Origin of the sequence: Sphingobium sp. YBL2 (assembly GCF_000943805.1) — a bacterium.
GTDB lineage: Bacteria > Pseudomonadota > Alphaproteobacteria > Sphingomonadales > Sphingomonadaceae > Sphingobium > Sphingobium fuliginis.
Genome location: NZ_CP010954.1, coordinates 3,445,503 through 3,464,236, shown reverse-complemented (window position 1 = coordinate 3,464,236; position 18,734 = coordinate 3,445,503). Strand labels below are relative to the sequence as shown.

Annotated in this window: 16 protein-coding genes; 3 read left to right on the top strand and 13 right to left on the bottom strand. The window is 66.1% G+C overall.

What is annotated here, in order from left to right; translation table 11 throughout:
- Nucleotides 1-40 precede the first annotated feature (40 nt).
- The 7 genes from TZ53_RS16040 to TZ53_RS16010 are packed head-to-tail and all read right to left on the bottom strand — an operon-like array spanning nt 41 to nt 6,282.
- Nucleotides 41-1,198 carry an LLM class flavin-dependent oxidoreductase gene (locus TZ53_RS16040; RefSeq protein WP_044661925.1) on the bottom strand — a complete coding sequence of 386 codons (1,158 nt, stop codon included), beginning with the start codon at nt 1,196-1,198 and terminating at the stop codon, nt 41-43.
- 13 nt (nt 1,199-1,211) lie between these two features.
- A complete protein-coding gene (locus TZ53_RS16035) occupies nt 1,212-2,168 on the bottom strand; it encodes an LLM class flavin-dependent oxidoreductase (protein ID WP_044661924.1) in 957 nt (318 codons plus the stop codon).
- Nucleotides 2,165-2,773: a nitroreductase family protein gene (locus TZ53_RS16030; RefSeq protein WP_044661923.1), complete on the bottom strand. Its 609-nt coding sequence runs from the start codon at nt 2,771-2,773 to the stop codon at nt 2,165-2,167. The genes TZ53_RS16035 and TZ53_RS16030 overlap by 4 nt, the downstream gene beginning before the upstream one ends.
- Nucleotides 2,773-3,627, bottom strand: coding sequence for an ABC transporter ATP-binding protein (locus TZ53_RS16025; RefSeq protein WP_044661922.1), 855 nt, complete (start codon nt 3,625-3,627; stop codon nt 2,773-2,775). The genes TZ53_RS16030 and TZ53_RS16025 overlap by 1 nt, the downstream gene beginning before the upstream one ends.
- Before the next feature lie 14 nt (nt 3,628-3,641).
- Entirely contained in the window at nt 3,642-4,412 is a 771-nt protein-coding gene (locus TZ53_RS16020; RefSeq protein ID WP_044661921.1) for an ABC transporter permease, read from the bottom strand.
- Nucleotides 4,409-5,170, bottom strand: a complete 762-nt coding sequence (locus tag TZ53_RS16015) for an ABC transporter permease (protein ID WP_044661920.1) — start codon at nt 5,168-5,170, stop codon at nt 4,409-4,411. The genes TZ53_RS16020 and TZ53_RS16015 overlap by 4 nt, the downstream gene beginning before the upstream one ends.
- Nucleotides 5,170-6,282, bottom strand: coding sequence for an ABC transporter substrate-binding protein (locus TZ53_RS16010; RefSeq protein ID WP_229742609.1), 1,113 nt, complete (start codon nt 6,280-6,282; stop codon nt 5,170-5,172). The genes TZ53_RS16015 and TZ53_RS16010 overlap by 1 nt, the downstream gene beginning before the upstream one ends.
- Before the next feature lie 270 nt (nt 6,283-6,552).
- On the opposite strand from TZ53_RS16010, the gene TZ53_RS16005 reads away from it, so the two are divergent.
- The gene (locus TZ53_RS16005) at nt 6,553-7,599 is read left to right on the top strand and encodes an ABC transporter substrate-binding protein (RefSeq protein ID WP_044661918.1); all 1,047 of its coding nucleotides are present in this window, start codon (nt 6,553-6,555) and stop codon (nt 7,597-7,599) included.
- Between the two features lie 87 nt (nt 7,600-7,686).
- Nucleotides 7,687-8,793: a sigma-54 interaction domain-containing protein gene (locus TZ53_RS16000; RefSeq protein WP_082166291.1), complete on the top strand. Its 1,107-nt coding sequence runs from the start codon at nt 7,687-7,689 to the stop codon at nt 8,791-8,793.
- Between the two features lie 164 nt (nt 8,794-8,957).
- On the opposite strand, the gene groL is transcribed toward TZ53_RS16000, so the two are convergent.
- Nucleotides 8,958-10,604 (bottom strand): chaperonin GroEL, encoded by a 1,647-nt coding sequence (gene groL / locus TZ53_RS15995; RefSeq protein ID WP_025549258.1) that lies wholly within the window; start codon nt 10,602-10,604, stop codon nt 8,958-8,960.
- 100 nt (nt 10,605-10,704) lie between these two features.
- Entirely contained in the window at nt 10,705-10,992 is a 288-nt protein-coding gene (gene groES, locus TZ53_RS15990; RefSeq protein ID WP_025549259.1) for a co-chaperone GroES, read from the bottom strand.
- 434 nt (nt 10,993-11,426) lie between these two features.
- On the opposite strand from groES, the gene yghU reads away from it, so the two are divergent.
- On the top strand, nt 11,427-12,296 hold the full coding sequence (gene yghU / locus TZ53_RS15985; RefSeq protein WP_025549260.1) for a glutathione-dependent disulfide-bond oxidoreductase: 870 nt from the start codon (nt 11,427-11,429) through the stop codon (nt 12,294-12,296).
- Nucleotides 12,297-12,563: 267 nt separating this feature from the next.
- Here the strand turns inward: yghU and ligA are convergent, their stop codons facing one another.
- The 4 genes from ligA to TZ53_RS15965 form a co-directional block, all read right to left on the bottom strand.
- Nucleotides 12,564-14,699, bottom strand: coding sequence for an NAD-dependent DNA ligase LigA (gene ligA / locus TZ53_RS15980; protein ID WP_044661917.1), 2,136 nt, complete (start codon nt 14,697-14,699; stop codon nt 12,564-12,566).
- Between the two features lie 340 nt (nt 14,700-15,039).
- Complete coding sequence (gene recN, locus TZ53_RS15975; RefSeq protein ID WP_044661916.1) at nt 15,040-16,704, bottom strand: DNA repair protein RecN; 1,665 nt, start codon at nt 16,702-16,704, stop codon at nt 15,040-15,042.
- 146 nt (nt 16,705-16,850) lie between these two features.
- Nucleotides 16,851-17,636, bottom strand: a complete 786-nt coding sequence (locus tag TZ53_RS15970; protein WP_044661915.1) for an outer membrane protein assembly factor BamD — start codon at nt 17,634-17,636, stop codon at nt 16,851-16,853.
- 59 nt (nt 17,637-17,695) lie between these two features.
- Nucleotides 17,696-18,709 (bottom strand): sensor histidine kinase, encoded by a 1,014-nt coding sequence (locus TZ53_RS15965; RefSeq protein ID WP_044661914.1) that lies wholly within the window; start codon nt 18,707-18,709, stop codon nt 17,696-17,698.
- Between the last annotated feature and the right edge of the window lie 25 nt (nt 18,710-18,734).

Here is an 18,734-nt window from a genome sequence, read left to right as displayed (position 1 = left end):
CTCTTGCGAAGGCAGGAGCACGGTGTCTCTATTCCATCGGCTATTCCGCAGCAGCCAGTAACGCCGGAGCCTGACGGCCTAGCAACGGCAGCACCTCTTCGCCCACGCGATAGGCTTCTTCCAGATGCGGCGTGCCAGCCAGGATGAAGGCGTCGGTTCCCCGCGCGATCAGCTCGTCCAGACGGGCCGCGCATTGCTCGTAGCTGCCGACGATCCCCAGCGCAGGACCGCCCCGCAGCAGGTTGAAGCCGCCCCAGAGATTGGGCGCGACGATCAGCTCGTCATAGCGCCGCGCATCGGTCGGGCGGAGCGCGGCCTGACGGGCGGCGCCCACGGAGTCCGTCGCCTGCCCGCGCCAGCGCTGGCGAGTTTCCTCGCTCACATTGTCGAAGCCCCTGGCGATGTCGGCCCAGGCTTCCTCCTCTGTCGCGCGGGCGACCAGATCGACGCGCACCGCGCATTTCTGCTCTCCGCCCAGTGTCGCCGTGCGTTCCTTGACGCGGGCGAACTTGTCGCCAAGCTGGTCGAACGGCTCCAGCCAGGAGAGATAATAATCCGCATGGCGCGCCGCCGTCTGGAGCGCCGCGTCGGACGATCCGGAGAACCAGATCTCCGGAAATTCCTCGCCCTGAAGGACCGGCGCGAGCCCGCCGTCGCGCAACTGGTAGAAACGCCCGTCATAGGAGAAGTCCGAAGACTTCCAGACGCCCTTGAAAATATCGAGAAATTCGCTGGTGCGGCCATAGCGGTCGTCATGGGCGAAGCTGTCGCCCCACCAGAGCTGGGCCGGGCCGCCGCCGCCGGTGATGATGTTGAACAGCAGCCGCCCGCCGGTCGCGCGTTGCAGGCTGGCGGCCATGCGCGCCGTGTGGACCGGATTGCCGAAGCCGGGCTGGAAGGCGATCATGAAGCGAAAGCTCTTCGTCTCCCGCGCCAGCAGCGAGGAGATGACCCACGGGTCGTCGGTATTGGGGAAGGACGGGATCAGCCCGCCCTGAAAGCCGACGCTTTCCGCCGCCTGCGCGATGGCGGCCAGATGGTCGATATAGGTGAACGGGTCGGCATCTCCCTCGCGGTCCAGGCCGGGGGCGATATTGCCGGGCCTGAGGGGCGACCAGTCGCCGCGCTCATAGCCGCTGGTCTGGATGCTGTTGTGGCAGCCATGGGTCGGCAGGCGCCAGTAAAAGTCGATGGACATGGGGACGGTCTCCTCAGGCGGCCTGTTGCGCGACGCCGGTGAGGGCGCGCAGGCGAGGCAGAAGATGCTGGCCAATGCGATAGGCTTCCTCCAGCGAGGGAACTGCCTCCAGCACCAGTTGCGTGATCCCGGATGCTGCAAAGCCCGCAAGCCGCTCTGCCGCTTCGTCATAGCTCGCGATCAGCGTGCCCGGAGCGAGCGGCAGGCGTTGCGCGTCGCGCTCTGCACTTTCCCTGTCCTCGCGCACCAGCAGCGGCTGGATCAGCCCGGCCTCGACAGGGCATCCCTTCGCCAGCGCGTTCAGCCGGGCAATATCATTGGCCAGCGCCTCTGCGGTGGCGGGCTGGAACAGATGAACGTCGGCATGACGGGCGGAAAGCGCCAGCGCCGCCTCCCCCTCGCCTTGCAAGTAGATGCGCGGAAAGGGCACCCGGTTGAGCGGCGCGTCGAAGCCGCCATTCTTGACCTCGAAATGCGCGCCCTTGTAGCTGAACGGGCGCTGCTCGTGCACGCCGCGCGCCACGGTCAGAAATTCCTCCAGCCTTTGCGAAAGGTCGCCATCCTTAACGGAATCCGCTTCGGCCAGACGATCGGTCGCTTCGGCATCGTGCGCGATCGCCCACGCGAGGCGGCCATGCGTTGCGCGCTGGAAGGTCGTCGCCTGCTTGGCGGCATAGACCGCCGATCCGACCGAAGCGGGAAATTCGGGCACGACATTCAGACGCGGCGCGGCGCGGGCGACGATGGCGGCGATGATGCGGCTTTCGTCGGCGGCGATGCGGTGACGCACGAACAGCCCGTCAAAGGCCGTCTGCGCGGCGGCCTGCGCGACCTGGACATAATAGTCGAAGCGGTTCTGCGTGCTCGTCCGGCGGTCCCGCGCCAACGCAGGCAGGGGCCGCCATGCGCCCGGCTCGGAACGTTGCGGATCGGCGGCGGGATCGAGCCGCCAGTGGATGTTCAGCGTCATGCGACGTCCCTTTCCTTGACAAAGGCCGGCTGTTCGAGCGTTCCGGCAAAGACGGTTTCATCGAGCGGGCGGCGGCCATTGGGGGCTTCGGCGCCATGGAATTCGGCGTCCAGCCCTGCCAGATCGCCCTTGCGGCCGAGCGCGATGACGGCTTCGATGGCAAAATCCTGCGGGATGTTCAGCCCTTGCCGCGCCGCTTCCCGGTCGAAGCCGCCAATGCCATGGGTATGCCATCCCAGCAGCAGCGCCTGATGCGCGAAATTGGCCCAGGCCGCGCCCGCGTCGAAACTGTGCGAGCCATTGGCGACCCTTTCGCCCCGTCGTTCCAGTTCCCGCGCCGACAGGATCAGCACCAGCGCCGACGCCTTCGCCGCCCAGAGGCGGTTGCGCGGCATCAGGAAGGCGAGATAGGCCTCCCACCATTGGTCGCCCGGTCGCGCGACGAGGAACCGCCAGGGCTGCGCGTTCATCGCGGAGGGCGCCCAGCGAGCCGCTTCGAAGGCGCTGCGCAGCACGGCATCCGGCACCGCTTCTCCGGTGAAGCTGCGCGGCGACCAGCGGTCTGTGAACAGGGAATCGACAGGATGATCGGCGGCGCGGCTCATCAGCGCGCCTCCCGGCTGGGCAGATGGACGAGATTGTCGGCGCTTTCGGCGGCGTCCGCGCCTGAAGTGAGTTCGGCCAATATCTCGTCCTTCAACCGATGCAGCAGCGGGGCGCGACGGTCGCGGGGATGGGGCAGGTCAACCTCCACGATGCGGCGGATGCGGCCGGGATTGGGCGACATCACGATCACCCGGTCGCCCAGATAGAGCGCCTCCTCCACATCATGCGTCACCATCACCATGGTCGACCGCTGCGCCATCCAGATGCGCTGCAATTCATTCTGCACATGGACGCGGGTCAGCGCGTCGAGCGCGCCCAGAGGCTCGTCGAGCAGCAGCAGCTTGGGCTCCGTCACCAGGGCGCGGGCAATGGCGGCGCGCTGCGCCATGCCGCCGGAAAGCTGGTGGGGATAGGCTTTTTCGAAACCCTTCAGGTTCACCAGCGCGATATGATCCGCCACGATCTGCGCCCGGCGCGATTTCGGCGTATCCGTGTTGAGCAGGGCCAGTTCGACATTCTGCTCCAGCGTCATCCAGGGGAAGAGCCGGTGGTCCTGGAACACGATGCCGCGATCCAGGCTGGTCGTGGCGATGCGGTCGCCGTCCAGCCGCAGCTCGCCGCTATAATCGGTGTCGAGGCCCGCGATCAGACGCAGCAGCGTCGACTTGCCGCAGCCCGACGCGCCGACGATGCTGACGAACTCGCCGGGGCGGACGTTCAGATTGATGCCGTCCAATATCTTGCGCGGCTTGCCGCCGATGTCGAAGCTCTTGTCGAGACCGCTGACGGTCAGCGCGCCCCGGCTGGCGGCCGCTTGGGCAAGGTCTTCGCGAGCATGGGGGTGGGGGTTCATGCCGTTTCTCCGGATCATGATTGAGCGGGTTGCCAGCGCAGCAGGGACTGGCGCAGGCGGCGGAACAACTGGTTGATGAGGAAGCCGAGCGCGGCGGTGACGCCGATCACCACCAGCATGATGTCCAGCCGCTGCTGGACCTGCGCGGTCTGCATGGCGACGCCCAGCCCTGACCCCGCGCCCGTCAGCAATTCGGTGCCGATGGTGGAGATCCAGGCGAAGGCCAACGCCTGGGTGATGCCGGTCAGCACCAGCGGCATGGCGGCAGGCAGCAGGATGAAGCGGATGCGCTGGAGCGTGGTGAAGCGGTAGATGCCGCCGACCTCCAGATAGCGGCGCTCGACCTGCGCGACCCCCGCATGGCTGTTGAGCATGGACGGGAAGAAGGCGGACATGCTGACGACGATCAGCTCCGTCCCCTCCCCCACGCCGAACCAGAGGCCGATCAGGGGCAGCCAACCGATCATCGGCACCTGCCGCAGCGCGTGAAGCAGCGGCCCCAGCAGCCGGTCGACCGGCTTCCATATGCCCATGGCGATGCCCGCCGCCACGCCCAGCGGCGCGCCGATGGCAAGGCCGGTAAAGGCGCGTTGCAGCGTGGCCAGCGTGTCGCGCAGCAGATCGCCGTTGCGCAGCAGTTCAGCCAGCGCGGAGGCGACGGCAACGGGCGGCGCGAAAGTCACCGAATGGGCGCTCGCCTGCCACTGCCACAGGAAGATGAGGAGCAGCGGCGCGACGAGGCCGATGACGAGCCGGACAGGCCAGCGGGCAAGTTGATCCTTCATGCCGTCCTCCAGCGGGTGGCGCGGCTTTCGACCCAGCGGGCGCCGCGATCGAGCAGGAAGCCGATGAGACCGCTGACGACCACGCCCGCCAGCACGACGTCGATCTGGAACAATTGCCGCCCCATCTCCATCATCTGGCCGATGCCGCTGTCCGCCGCGAGCAGCTCTGCCGCCACCAGCACGACCCAGGCGCGGGTCAGCGAAATGCGCAGGCCGGTGAGCACGGCGGGCACAGTGGCGGGCAGCAGGATGCGGCGGATCAACTGGAGCAGGCTCAGGCGATAGACTTTCGCGACGTCGAACCAGTTGCGCGGCACGCCCCTGATGCCGTCGAAGGTGGCGAGCGCCATCGGGAAGAAGGCGGCGATGGCGACGACCGCGATCTTGAAGGGCTCATCGATCCCCAGGAACATGACCATCAGCGGCACGAAGGCGATGACGGGCACCTGCCAGAGCGTCAGGAAAAGCGGCGACAGGACGGCTTCGACCAGCCGCGACAGTGCCAGCGCCGCGCCGAAGACCATGCCCGCGCCCGCGCCGATGGCGAAGCCGACCAGCAGCCGATAGAGGCTGTCCCCGACATGTCGCTGCAACTCGCCGGATGCGGCCATGTCGGCCAGCGCCTGGGCGACGACGCTGGGCGGCACCAGCACTTGCGGCGGGAACAGGCCGCTGAGGCAGGCGACCTGCCAGAGCGCCAGCAGCGCGACCGGCGCGGCCCAAGCCGCGGCGACGGCCTTGCCTTGGGGAAAAGCCATCAGCCCTGCCCCCCGCCATCATGCGCCCAGAACTGCTCCAGCTTCAAATCCTTGAGCGCCTTGTCGACGAAACGTTCATCGATCAGCGCATCGGCATCCACCTTCTTGCGGATCAGGCCGCGTTCCAGCGCATAATCCACGACCGAACGGTAATGCGCCAGCACCGCCGGATTGAAGACCGGCGAGAAACGCTCCCGCCAGGGGATGCCGCTATTGGCATAATCCTTCGCCACAATGCCTTCCGGCAGGGCGCCGCGCGCGGCCTTGCGGATGACTTCGGCCTTGTTCGCTTCGTCGGAGGACCATGCGGCGGCGCGGACGAAGGCGTCCACCACCAATTGGGTCAGCTCCGGATGCGCGTCGACAAAGTCCGCACGGCCGAACAGTTCGGCGCGCATCTTCCAGTCGGCGGGCGCATCCCTGGTCGACCAGATCACATGACCTATGCCCTTCTGCTCGACCAGCAGCCCGTCGGACAGCAGCACGGCGGCGTCGACGCTGCCGGATTCCAGCGCGGCGGGCGTGGCCGAGGGGTTGATGTTGACGATCTTGAAGTCATCCAGCTTCAGGCCGCTGCTGTCGACCAGCTTGGAAAAGGGCAGTTCCCAGGGCCGTCCGCGATGGAGCGCGATCCGCTTGCCCTTGAGGTCGGCCAGGCTTTTCGCCGCCAGCCCCTTGCGCGCGACGATATAGACGTCCTGCCCCTGCCCCACCGGCGCCACGATCTTCAGCGGCACGCCGCCCGCGACGGCGATGGCGGCGGGAAAATCGCCATAGGAGGCGAAGTCGATCCGCTTGCCGGAAAAGCCTTCATTGATGAGCGGCCCGCCCACGGCGGTAGAGACCGGGGTGAAGACCAGCTCGATCCCCTTCTTCGCCAGTTGCTCCTTCAGCCAGCCCTGCTGGATGACGACGCCGTTCAGGCCGTTGAACACCTGCTTGCCCTGATACGGATAGGCGATGGACGCGATGGTCAGGGTCTTGACCACCTCGCCGTCTCCGCCGCCGGACCCGCCGCAGCCTGCAAGCAGGGCAGAGCCCAGCAGCGCCATGGCGGCGGTCAACCATTGACGAAGGCGGGAAAGAAAAGACGCGCTATTCTGATTGGCCACTATGCAGGCTCCGTTGAAGGCTCTGCCCCCATCCGATGCACGTCATGTGCCAACCGGATAATCCGGCGGTCCCGTGCGGGCCGGCCAAGGCAGCAGCGATTGCGCGCTGGTGATTTTGCCGCAGCGGCGACCGCGCGATTGCGCGAAATGAAGCGGCGATGAGCCCCGGAACCGTTCCGCATCCGCATCGCGGCTTTTGGCACGAGCCTTGCGACGGATATATTCCTATGTCGGTGTCGGGAAGGCCGGCCTACAGGTGGAGAAACAGGAATGGCAAATAAGGTCGCGCCTCTGGACAGCGTCTGGGTGACGCGCTGCCCGGTACCGGCAGCGTCCGGCGTGGCCTGCGCCAAAGGCTGGATGGCCGAGGCGTTCGCACAGGACGGCATCAGCGTCAGACGGGTTCAGGAACTCGGCCTCAATCTGGTCGCGAGCGATCCGGAAAACCAGGCGCGCCATCTGTTTCGCGAGGGGGGCAATATACAGGCGCTGGCGGCGCGGGCGTTGGGTGCGCCGACGCGAGTGATAGGACTGACCTGGATCGACGAGCGGCAGGCGATCATGGTCAGGCCCGATGTCGGCGTCATGGACCCTGCCGATCTCGAAGGGCTCCGATTCGCCCTGCCCGGCTATGGCCGTACCCATGGCGAGAGCATCGCCCGCGGCATGGCGCTGCACGGTATCAAGAGCGCTCTCGCTTTGGGCGGCCTTGCGCTGGAAGACGTGCAGTTGATCGAAATCCCCGCCCCGCCCGTCGAACAGGCCAGCGTGGAAGGGATGCGCCGCCTCTGGCTGGGCCTGGAGTGGCTGGCGGCGGGCCGGGTGGACGCCGTCTATGTGAAAGGCGCGGCCGGCGCCGAAGCCGCGCAGCGCCTGGGGCTGGAGATAGGCATCGATCTCGACGCCTATCCCAGCCGCCTCGCCCGGGTGAACAACGGGACGCCGCGCCCCATCGTCGTCCACCAACATATGATCGATCATCATCCGGCGCTGGTCGAACGCTTCCTGGAACAGAGCTTGCGTGCCGCCGATTGGGCGGCTGCCCATCCATCCGACCTCAACGCCATCCTTGCCCAGGAAACCTTGTCCGGCATGGAGGGCGTAGAGGCGGCCTATCGCAACAATTTCCATCGCGCCCTGCATCCCGACCTGTCGGATGAACGCGTGGAGATGTTGAAGATTCAGGCGCATTTCCTGTGGCTGCATGGATTTCTGGAAGCGCCTGTGGACGTCGATGGCTGGATCTGCGCGGAACCCTTGCGCAGCGTCATGAAGCGGCGCGCGGAACTGGCCACCCCTCTCCGGCCGTCTCACTGAAAGCTCAGCTAGGCTCCAAACTTTATTTTCTACTAATTCAGAAGACAATTACCTGCTATCCTGATGTCTGCCAGGGATGGAGACGCTATGAGGAACAGTTCGCACAGCCGCGCGGCAGACCGGGCCGAAGTGGGTCTGGTATCGGCCAAGAACGACGATGGCCGTCCGCTGCTGGCTTATGATTGCGCTCGGCATCATGCCGTGGGACCTCGCGCCCGGGCGCTGATCTTCAACGATCCACGATCCCGCGCCCTGCTGCCGCTGATCGAACGGGTCGCCCCAAGCGACGCCAATGTCCTCATCATGGGGGAGACTGGCACCGGCAAGGAGCTGGTCGCGCGCTATGTGCACAGCCTCAGCGACCGGGCGCATACGCCTTTCGTCGCGGTCAATTGCGGCGCCTTTTCCGAATCGCTGATCGAAGGCGAATTGTTCGGTTATGAAAAGGGCGCGTTCACAGGCGCCAATGTCGCGCGGGCGGGATGGTTCGAGGCGGCCAATGGCGGGACGTTGTTCCTGGACGAACTGGGCGACCTTTCCCTGCCCTTGCAGGTGAAGCTCTTGCGGGTATTGCAGGAACGGGAAGTCGTTCGGCTGGGCTCGCGCAAGGCCGTGCCGCTCAATGTCCGCGTCATCGCAGCGACCAATGTCGAATTGCAGCAGGCGGTCAACGAGGGTCGTTTCCGTTCAGATCTTTTCTATCGCCTGCAGGTCGTATCCATACCCCTTCTGCCACTGCGGGAGCGCAGAGCCGATATTCTTCCCCTTGCGCGCCATTTCCTTGAAATCTATGGTGCAAAGGCAGGCGTCAACCGGCTGGAACTGAGCGCGGCGGCCGAGGAGGCGTTGTTCCGTCATGGTTGGCCCGGCAATATTCGCGAGTTGGAAAATGCGATCCATCGTGCCGCTCTGATCTGCGAGGGCGGGCGCATCCAGCCCGCCGACCTCGGTCTTGGCAACCTCAGCGAATTGACCGATCCGACCGCCGACCCCGCGGCGCTGGAAGAGGCGGCAAGGCCCTTCGTCGCTCGGCTGCTGAATGGCGGGCACGATCATCTGCTCGACCGGCTGGTCGCCTTCACGATAACGGAGGCCTTTCATCAATGCCATGGAAATCAGATCAAGACCGCCGAAGCATTGGGCATCACTCGCAATGTGGTGCGCACATATTTGAAGAATCTGAATTTGATCTAAGGCAAGCGCCAGGCAAATGGGGCCGGACGCCCCCGCTTAAGCGAGGAACCTGACGATCGAAGACAGGAAAAGGCCGGTGGATCGCTCCATCGGCCTTTTCCGTTTTTTCCGGATTTGGACTCCCAACATCGCGGGCGAGCCAAGAGCCCGCCCGCAACGCGGTCTTAGAAGTCCATGCCGCCCATGCCGCCCATGCCGCCGCCGGGCATGCCCATCGGCGCCTTGTCGTCGGAGGGCAGTTCGGCAATGGTCGCCTCGGTCGTGATCAGCAGGCCGGCCACCGAAGCGGCGTCCTGCAGCGCGGCGCGGACGACCTTGGTCGGGTCGATCACGCCAGCGGCGACGAGGTTCTCATAAGTGTCGGTCGCGGCGTTGAAGCCCTTGGTCTCGTCATTTTCGCGCAGCAGGTTGCCGGCGACGACGGCGCCGTCGACGCCCGCATTGCTGGCGATCTGGCGCAGCGGCGCTTCGATGGCCTTGCGGATGATGTCGATGCCGCGGGTCTGGTCGTCATTGGCGCCCTTGAGGTCCTTGAGGGCCTTGGTCGCGTACAGCAGGGCCGTGCCGCCGCCGGGGACGATGCCTTCTTCAACGGCTGCGCGGGTCGCGTGCAGCGCGTCGTCGACGCGGTCCTTGCGCTCCTTCACCTCGACTTCGGTCGCGCCGCCGACCTTGATGACGGCCACGCCGCCAGCCAGCTTCGCCAGACGCTCCTGCAGCTTTTCGCGGTCATAGTCGGACGTGGTGGTCTCGATCTGAGCGCGGATCTGCTCGGTGCGGCCCTTGATCGCTTCGCCGTCGCCGGCGCCATCGACGATGGTGGTGTTGTCCTTGTCGATGGTGACGCGCTTGGCGGTGCCGAGCATGCCGAGGGTCACGTTCTCAAGCTTGATGCCGAGGTCTTCGGAGATGACTTCGCCCTTGGTCAGGACGGCGATGTCTTCCAGCATGGCCTTGCGGCGGTCGCCGAAGCCCGGAGCCTTGACCGCAGCGACCTTCAGGCCGCCGCGCAGCTTGTTGACGACCAAGGTCGCCAGCGCTTCGCCTTCGATGTCTTCCGCGATGATGAGGAGCGGACGGCCCGACTGAACCACGGCTTCGAGGATCGGCAGGATCGACTGCAGGTTCGACAGCTTCTTCTCGTGGATCAGGATGTAGGGGTCAGCCAGTTCGACCTGCATCTTTTCCGGGTTGGTGATGAAGTAGGGCGAGAGGTAGCCGCGGTCGAACTGCATGCCTTCGACGACGTCCAGTTCGAAATCGAGGCCCTTGGCTTCCTCGACGGTGATCACGCCTTCCTTGCCGACGCGGTCCATGGCTTCGGCGATCTTTTCGCCGACTTCACGGTCGCCATTGGCGGAGATGATGCCGACCTGGGCGACTTCGTTCGAACCGGCAACCGGCTTCGAGCGGGCCTTGATGTCCTCGACCACCTTGGCGACGGCGAGGTCGATGCCGCGCTTCAGGTCCATCGGGTTCATGCCGGCGGCCACCGACTTCATGCCTTCGCGAACGATCGCCTGGGCGAGGACGGTCGCGGTGGTGGTGCCGTCACCGGCGATGTCGTTGGTCTTCGAAGCGACTTCGCGCACCATCTGGGCGCCCATATTCTCGAACTTGTCCTTCAGTTCGATTTCCTTGGCGACCGAAACACCGTCCTTGGTGATGCGGGGCGCGCCGAAGCTCTTGTCGATGACGACGTTGCGGCCCTTGGGGCCCAGGGTCACCTTGACCGCGTCGGCCAGGATGTCGACGCCGCGCAGGATGCGCTCACGAGCGTCACGCGAAAACTTTACGTCCTTCGCTGCCATGATCTTCTACCTCTCTTTGAGAATTGCAAATCTTGCGAAGTTCACACCGTTACAGGCACGAAAATCCGCCAAAAATAGAATGACCGTCAGCTTCGCCGCTTTACGCGACGACGCCGAGAATGTCCGATTCCTTCATGATCAGCAGGTCTTCACCGTCGACCTTGACCTCGGTGCCCGACCACTTGCCGAACAGGATGCGGTCGCCGGCCTTGACGTCCAGCGGAGTGACCTTGCCGTCTTCCGACTTGCTGCCGGTGCCGACGGCGACGATTTCGCCTTCCTGCGGCTTTTCCTTGGCGGTGTCGGGGATGATGATGCCGCCGGCAGTCTTCTCTTCCGCCTCTACGCGGCGAACGAGAACGCGGTCATGCAACGGACGAAATGCCATGTTGATTGCCTTTCCCTCTTTACGACGTTGAATGGGAGGGGGGTGGAATCGCCACGCGACTCCGGCTCCTTCTCCCCGATGAACCCGTATCTGTTAGCACTCCCTGTCGGGGAGTGCCAGCGCCGTTTCATATGGACGGGAAGGCCGGACGATCAAGAGCCCCGTGCAAATTTTTTTCGTCCCGCCGCCCGCGACCGCAGCGCGAAAGACATGATGACGCGGGCGGCTATAGGCCTTTCCTGCCGGCAGAGACAGCCGGGGCAGCGACGAAATGCCTTCCACGTGCAAAAAATGCGACCAATGCAGCCGGGGCCGCCGCGCCGCCTTTTTTGATCATGCGGGGTTTGCACCGGACAGGGTCGATCCTTACCTAGCCCGGAGCGGCGGGCCCCTGCCCGCCCCATCCCGTTCCCGCCTTCGAAGGAGACGCCTGCATGACCGACACAGCCTATATTCCGCCGCGCGTCTGGACCTGGGACAAGGAAAGCGGCGGCGCCTTCGCCAATATCAACCGGCCGGTCGCCGGGCCGACCCATGAGAAGGAATTGCCGGTCGGCAAGCACCCGCTCCAGCTCTATTCGCTCGCCACGCCCAATGGGCAGAAGGTGACGATCATGCTGGAGGAGCTGTTGGCGGCGGGCAAGGACGCCGAATATGACGCCTGGCTGATCCGGATCAACGAGGGCGACCAGTTCGGCAGCGGCTTCGTATCGGTCAATCCCAACAGCAAGATCCCGGCGCTGATGGACCATGGCGTCTCTCCGCCCCGGCGGGTGTTCGAATCCGGATCGATCCTGATCTATCTGGCCGAGAAATTCGGCGCTTTCCTGCCGACCGATCCGGCCAGGCGGACCGAGACGCTCAACTGGCTGTTCTGGCAGATGGGCAGCGCGCCGCTGCTGGGCGGAGGTTTCGGCCATTTCTTCGCCTATGCGCCGGAGAAGTTCGAATATGCGATCAACCGCTATACGATGGAGGCGAAGCGGCAGTTGGACGTGCTGGACCGGCAACTGGCGGAGCATGAATATATTGCCGGGGATGAGTATACGATCGCGGACATGGCGATCTGGCCCTGGTATGGCGGGGTCGCGCTGGGCCGGGCCTATGATGCGGCGGAGTTCCTCGATGTGCAGAGCTATGGGAATGTGCTGCGCTGGGCGAAGCAGATCGACGCGCGGCCTGCGGTGAAGCGCGGGCGGATGGTCAACAAGGCGAACGGGCCGCTGGAGGAGCAGCTTCGGGAGCGGCATGAGGCCAGCGACTTCGATACGCGGACGCAGGACAAGCTGGAGGGGGCGGGTTGAGGATGGGAACCGGTCTTCCGATTGGGACGATGCGGTGACAGAAGCCCGGAGCGCGCGACGTGCTCCCGATCAACGCAGCGCGCTCTGAAGGTTTACGGTCATTGGGCCCCTCCCCTTTCAGGTTCGAACCGCGCCTCGTTTGAAGGATCAGGTGCGGGAGCGTCCAGCAGGCGAAGTTGCGCGTGGGGCACGCCCCCACCCCTCGGTCCCCTCCCCTGAAGGGGAGGGGAACCGGTCAATGCCCTGTTGGCCGGTCGTCCGCCCGACCTATCCGGCGGCCTTGACGATTTCGGCCCATGCGGCTTCGTCGATCACATCGATACCCAGCGCCGCGGCCTGTTTGAGCTTCGAGCCCGCGCCGGGACCGGCTACCACCAGGTCGGTCCTGGCGCTGACCGAACCGGCGGCCTTGGCGCCCAGTCGTTCGGCCTGCGCCTTGGCCTCGTCGCGGCTCATGGTTTCGAGCTTGCCGGTGAACACCACCGTCTTGCCCGTGACCGCGCTGGCGGTGGTTTCGACCAGATAGTCGGGCGGGGAGACCTCCCGCAGCAGGTCGTTCCAGACGTCCACATTATGCGGCTCGTGGAAGAAATCGGCCAGGGCGTGGCCGACCGCCGATCCCACATTCTCGACCCCGATATATTCGGCTATCGCCTTGTCGAGGCGGTTGCGGAAGCGGGATTCCTCCTCCCCCTCCGCAGGGGCGGCGGCGTCGCGCAGCGCGATGATGCCGGCAGCGAGCGCACTGATTCCCTCCAGCGTCATATAGCGCCTGAGCAGGTCGCGGGCGGTCACCGCGCCGATATGACGGATGCCCAGGCCGAAAAGCAGGCGGGCGGCATCCGGCTGGCGCTTGGCCTCTATGGCGGCGAGGAGATTGTCGACGGACTTTTCCTTCCACCCCTCCCGGCCGAGCAGGTCGGCGCGGTGCGATTTCAGGCGGAAGATGTCGGCCGGCTCCGCGATCCAGCCCAGGTCGAGAAATTCCTGGATGCTCTTTTCGCCCAGCCCTTCGATGTCGAGCGCGGCGCGGCTGACGAAATGACGCAGCCGTTCGAAACGCTGGGCGGGGCAGATGAGGCCGCCGGTGCAGCGAATGTCGACCTCCCCCTCCTCGCGCACGGCTTCCGAATGGCAGACGGGGCAATGATCGGGGAAAGCGAAGGGGGTGCGCGGTTCGTCGCGGGTGAGATTGTCGACCACCTGCGGGATGACGTCGCCGGCGCGCTGCACGACGATGCGATCGCCGGGGCGGACGCCCAGCCGCTCGATCTCATCGGCATTGTGGAGGGTGACGTTGGAGACGACGACGCCGCCGACGGTGACGGGCGTCAGGCGGCCGACCGGGGTCAGCTTGCCGGTGCGGCCGACCTGGATGTCGATGGACTCCAGCGTGGTCTGGGCGCGTTCGGCGGGGAATTTATGGGCGATGGCCCAGCGCGGAGCCTTGGCGACGAAGCCGAGGCGTTGCTGCCAGTCGAGCCGGTCGACCTTGTAGACGACGCCATCGATGTCGAAGGGCAGGTCGGCGCGGGCGGCTTCGATGGCGCGGTAGTGGGCGATGAGGGCTTCGAGCGTGTCGACGCAGGTGAGGCGGTCGGAGACGGGCAGCCCCCAGCCTGCTATCGCCTGCATGACGCCGAGCTGGGTTTCGGCGGGGACGGCGCTGACCTCCCCCCAGCCATGGGCGAGGAAGCGCAGGGGGCGGCTGGCGGTGACGGCGGCGTCCTTCTGGCGCAGCGAACCGGCGGCGGCGTTGCGGGGGTTGGCGAACTGGCGGGCCTTTTCCGGGTCGTCGGCTTCGGCGGCGAGGCGCGCGTTGAGGGCGACGAAATCGGCCTTGGCCATATAGACTTCGCCCCGCACCTCGAACAGGTCGGGGACGGCTTGCCCGGTCAGGCGCTGCGGGATGTCGGGGATGGTGCGGACATTGGCGGTGACGTCTTCCCCGGTCGTGCCGTCGCCGCGCGTGGCGGCGAGGACCAGTTCGCCCTTTTCATAGTGGAGCGAGCAGGACAGGCCGTCGATCTTGGGTTCGGCGGTGAGGGCGACGGGGGCGTCTTCGGGGAGCGCGAGGAAACGGCGGACGCGGGCGATGAATTCGGCGATGTCCTCGTCCGCAAAGCCGTTGTCGAGGCTCATCATGCGGACGGCGTGCTGGACCTTCCTGAGCGCGGAGGTGGGCGCGGCGCCGACCTGGGCGTTGGGGGAATCGCTGCGGATGAGGTGCGGGAAGGCGGCCTCCAGCGCGTTATTCTCGCGGACCAGCGCGTCATAGTCCGCGTCCGCGATCTCCGGCTCGTCCTGATCGTGATAGAGCCGGTTATGGCGCGCAATTTCGCGTGCGAGGCGCATCAGGCGGTTGGCGGCTTCGGCTTCGGTCATTTGCGTGGGGTCGGTCATGCGCCTCTCTTTAGCGCCAGCATCGCGATGCGGGTAGCGGCTATGGGCGGCTCGACAGCCGTCAACTCTCTATCGTCATTCCTGCGCCGGCCGCGATCCATCTCCCCACCGCTGTAGTTGAGGCGAGGTCAGGAGATGGGTTCCCGCCTTCGCGGGAATGACGGAGTTGGGTGGGTAGTGGACATTCCCCCTCCCGCAGGCGGGAGGGGGTTAGGGGGCGGGCTGGCGCGGCATCTGCGCTGTTTTGCAACGGCTAAGTCAGAAGCTCGCTACGCTCGCGCCCACCCCTAACCCCTCCCGCCTGCGGGAGGGGAATGTTTTGGATTGGTCGAAAGCCGGCTTATAGCTTTTCCAACAAGCGTTCGGCCTGGGCCCTTGCCTCCGCCGTGATTTCGGCGCCGGAGAGCATGCGGGCGATTTCTTCGCGGCGTTCGCCGTCGCTCAGTGCGTGCACGCCGGTGCGGGTGACGGTGCCGTCGCTCGACTTCGCGATCAGCATATGGCCTGCACCGCGCGCCGCGACCTGCGGGCTATGGGTGACGACCAATATCTGGTTGGTTTGCGACAGGCGGGACAGGCGTTCCCCGATGGCCGAGGCGACGGCGCCCCCTACCCCGCGGTCGATCTCGTCGAAGATCAGCGTGTCCGCGCCGCCCTGCTCCGCCAGCGCGACCTTGAGCGCGAGGATGAAGCGGGACAGTTCGCCGCCGCTGGCGATCTTGACCAGCGGCGCGAAGGGCGCGCCGGGGTTGGTGGAGATTTCGAATTCCACCCGGTCCATGCCGTGGGCGCCCCATTGCCCCTCCTCCTGCGGCGCGACCACGGTGCGGAAGCGGGCGGCGTCCAGCTTGAGCGGGGCGAGTTCGGCGGCGACGGCGGCGTCGAGCTTTCCGGCGGCCATCTGGCGTTCGGCGGAGAGGGCCTGGGCGGCGGTGCGATAGGCGGCGGCCCTGCCCTTCACCTCGGCTTCGAGGGCGGCGAGATGGTCTTCCCCGCCCTCTATGGCGGCCAGTTTCGCGGCCATCTCGTCGCGCAGGGCGGCGAGATCGTCGGGCTGGACCTGATGTTTGCGGGCAAGGCCGCGCAGGTCGAACAGGCGGGTCTCTATGGCGTCGAGACGGGCGGGGTCGAAGCTGAGCGCTTCGGCGGCTTCGTTGAGGCGGTCTTCGGCTTCGCTGGCTTCGATGACGGCGCGGTCGAGGGCGGCGAGGACTTCGGCCAGCGGTTCATATTCGCTGACGATGCGGTCGAGGCGGCGGGCGGCCTGCCGCAACTGGGCGAGCCCGCCGTCGGAGCCGGTGAAGCATTCTGTGACGGCGGAAAGGTCGTCGGAGAGGCGCGCGCCCTTCTGCATGGTGGCGCGCTCTTCGGCCAGCGTGGCTTCCTCGCCGGGCTCGGGGGCGAAGCGGGTGAGTTCCTCCACCGCATGGGTCAGGTAATCGCGGTCGCGGGCGGCGCTTTCGACGCTGGCGCGGCTTTCCGCGAGGCGGTCGGCGGCGGCGCGCCAGGCGTGATAGGCGTGGGCGACCGCGCCCGTGTCGCAGCGGCCATAGGCGTCGAGCAGGGCGCGGTGGCCGCGTGGATTGAGCAGGCCGCGATCGTCATGCTGGCCGTGGATTTCGACCAGAGCGCTGCCAAGATCGCGCAGCAGCGCCGCCGAGCAGGCCTGGTCGTTGACGAAGGCGCGGCTGCCGCCGTCGGCCTTGACCGTGCGGCGGACGATGAGCGGTTCGCCCGGTTCGATGTCGATGCCGTTTTCGGCCAGCAGGTTCGTCGCGCGGTGATCGGTGCGGGGCGCCTCGAACGTGGCGGTGACGCTGGCCTGCGCCTCTCCCGTCCGGACGAGGCCGCTGTCGGCGCGGGCGCCCAGCGCGAGGCCCAGCGAATCGAGCAGGATCGACTTGCCCGCGCCGGTCTCGCCGGTCAGCACGCCCAGGCCCGACCCGAAATCCAGGTCCAGCGCCTCTATCAGCACGACGTTGCGGATGGACAGGGCAGTCAGCAAAGGCGAGCGACTCCCCCCTCCCGCAGGCGGGAGGGGCCGGGGGTGGGTGCACCGCGCCAGCGGCGCTTCTTTCAACGCTGGGGCGGAACGCTCGCTTCGCTCGCGGCCCATCCCTAATCCCTCCCGCTTGCGGGAGGGGGACCAGATCATGCTTTATTGGGGTGTTCGCGCATCAGCTTGTAGCTGCGCTCATACCATTTGGAACCCGGATAATTCTTGCCCAGAACGGCGGCGGCCTTCTGCGCTTCGGCGGGGATGCCGAGCGAGAGATAGCTTTCCACCAGACGCTCCAGCGCCTCCGGAGTGTGGGTGGTCGTCTGATATTTGTCGATCACCGTGCGGAAGCGCAGCGTGGCGGCAAGCCATTGGCCACGGCGCTGGTAGAAGCGGCCGATCTCCATCTCCTTGCCGGCGAGGTGATCGTTGACGAGGTCGATCTTCAGCCGGGCGTCGGCGGCATAGCGGGTGTCGGGATAGCGGCGGATCAGCTCGCCCAGCGCATCCAGCGCCTGTTGCGTGATCTTCTGGTCGCGGGTGACGTCGGCAATCTGTTCATAATAGCAGAGCGCGATCAGATAATAAGCGTAGGGCGCGTCCTTGTTGCCGGTGTGGATCGACAGGAAGCGTTGGGCCGCGCCGATCGATTCCGGATAATCCTGATTCATGTAATAGCTGAACGCGGACATGAGCTGCGCCCGGCGCGCCCAGGGCGAATAGGGATGCTGGCGCTCCACCTCGTCGAACAGGGCGGCGGCGAGCTTGTACTGGCCGCGGTCCAGGCGGTATTTGCCCGCATTGTAGAGCGTCGACACGTCGCGGGCGACATATTGGGTGTCGGCCTTGTTCTTCGACGTCGCGCAGCCCGAGAGCAGGGCGGCAAGCAGAAGCGGTGCGGTAGCCGCGCCGATGCGCGTCATGGTTTTCGTCAGCATGGCCGGGTCATAGCGGAGCGAATGCGCCTCGCCAAGCGGCAGAATGTGCGTGCCGGTCGCTATGCGCGAACAGGCAGGTCGAGCCGTGCGGTCGCGCCGCCCGTCGCCGACGGCATGAGCGAGAAGCGGCCGTTCAACTGGCCGGCAAGGGCATTGGAAATCCGGAGGCCCAGGCTCTGGCTGAAACCGGGATCGAAATCGGGCGGCAATCCCTTTCCGTCGTCCGTGACGTTGAGGCTGATCGTACCGTCGCTGACGTCCAGGCCGACATGGATGCTGCCGCCGCGATGCGGCAGGCCATGTTCGATGGCGTTGTTGACCGCTTCGGTCACGATCAGCGCGATCGACACGGCGATGTCGGGCTCCAGCGTCAGGGCGTCGGGCGCGTCGACGGTCAGGGCGATGTCGTCGCGGCCGCTGGCCTCCAGCACGTCGGCGGTCAATGTCGTCAGGAAGGCGCGGATATTCTGCCCCTCCCCCGAGGGGTTGTAGAGAGCGCGGCTGATGCGGCCGACCAGCGCCAGCCGGGCGGAGGCATCGTCCAGCGCGCGGCGGGCCAGGTCATGATCGACATGGCGCCGGTGGAGCGAAAGCATGGCGGCGACGACCTGAAGATTGTTGGAGACGCGGTGCTGGAGTTCGTGGAACAGCAATTCGCGGTTTTCCGCCAGCACGCGGCTGCGTTCGCGCTCGATCGCCAGGTTGAAATTCGCCTTCTGCATCAGATGGATCAGCGCGATGTCCACGATCACCACCGCGCTGTAGAAGCCGAGCGCCAGCAGCACGCCCGGATGCAGTGCGAAGCCCATGCGCGGCGGGATGAAGAAATACCAGGACAACAGCCCGCAAAGCACGCCCGCATAGATGCCCGGCCGCACCCCGAAGAGGAAGGAGGACAGAATGACGGCGGGGAAGAAGGATACGAAGGGGTAGCCGATGGGCATGGCGCTTTCCGCCATGGTGCGAATGGCCAAGGCGGTGAGGCAGAAGACGGTGGCCAGCAAATAGGCCTGCCAGGGCCGTCGCAGGACAAGCGGCAGACGCTCCACGAATCTTTCGTTCCTGCGCTGCATAGATCCCCCTGCGCCCTGGTCGTTA